The following is a 1,083-nucleotide window of genomic DNA, read 5'->3' on the forward strand; positions in this document are numbered from 1 at the left end:
TGACCCATGCTCCGAGCTTGTAAGCAAAGTAAAACAAGACTGGCATTGTAATAGGGTTGCTGACCCAAACGAGAGCGACTGACAGAGGTAAATTTACGCCCATTAAAATGGCTAAACCTGCAGACATGATCATCTGGCTCGGAAGCGGGACAAACGCCATAAATAGGCCAACGGCAAAAGCACCTGACGCAGAGCGACGGTTTAAGCACCAAAGGTTCGGGTTGTATAACACATTGCCGAAGACCTTCAATGCTTTTTGGCGTTTGATCACTTCGTGATCAGGCATGAAGCGTTTTATCAGCTTTCTAGGCATAGGACGACATGACTCTCTTAGAAAAAAGTTGGACCTTGGCGTTATTTGTCGCGAGCGTAATTTCGTCTGCATGGTGGCCGACGATGCCGGATTGGCGTTGGTTGCTGCTGGGAATAATTACCACTGGCTCAATAATTAAATTACGTCGAGGCTTAATTAGCATAGGCGTAATTGTGGGCTTTATGGTTGTCATCGTCCACGGCAATATTATGGAGTATCAGAGACAAGCCCTTTTTCAAGCAGGTGAGAATAGTACCATAATTGGTAGAGTTGACAGCTCTTTTACGCAAATAAGTCACGGATATGAAGGTGTCATAGCGATAAAACAAGTGAATACTCACACTCTGTTACCTTTTCTTAAACCTAAAGTCCGCCTTATAACGCCATTCCCACTAGCTGTTAACAGTGAGTTTACGACTAACGTTTTGATTAAACCTATTATCGGCCTCAGAAATGAAGCGGGTTTCGACGCAGAAAAGCAATCAATGGGAAGTGGTGTTGTTGCAAGAGCGGTCGTAACTAAAGATTCATACTGGGTCATTCGTACTTCTTCGTCTTGGCGCGAAGCTATTATTCAAACTGTTGAGCGTGATATTTCTCGCCTTGAGCATTTTGCTCTAATCAAAGCACTGGCTTTTGCTGATCGCACTGGGCTTACCAAAGAGGATTGGCAGTCTCTGCGTGACAGCGGACTACTGCATCTTGTATCGATTTCTGGTTTACACATTGGGATGGCACTGACGTTTGGGCTCGCCCTTGGTGGGCTTATT

At 45.2% G+C, this 1,083-nt stretch carries 2 protein-coding genes; one reads left to right on the top strand and one right to left on the bottom strand.

From position 1 onward, the window contains the following. Nucleotides 1–313 (bottom strand): DUF2062 domain-containing protein (locus tag R7070_RS26335; protein WP_318141535.1); only part of this gene is annotated, 313 nt, incomplete at its 3' end. 8 nt (nucleotides 314–321) lie between these two features. Here R7070_RS26335 and R7070_RS26340 point away from each other — a divergent pair. Then, nucleotides 322–1,083, top strand: a 762-nt coding sequence (locus R7070_RS26340; protein ID WP_318141536.1) for a ComEC/Rec2 family competence protein, incomplete at its 3' end; no start/stop codon positions are given.

Origin of the sequence: Vibrio sp. 1557 (genome assembly GCF_033340175.1) — a bacterium.
GTDB classification, from domain to species: Bacteria; Pseudomonadota; Gammaproteobacteria; order Enterobacterales; family Vibrionaceae; genus Vibrio; species Vibrio alginolyticus.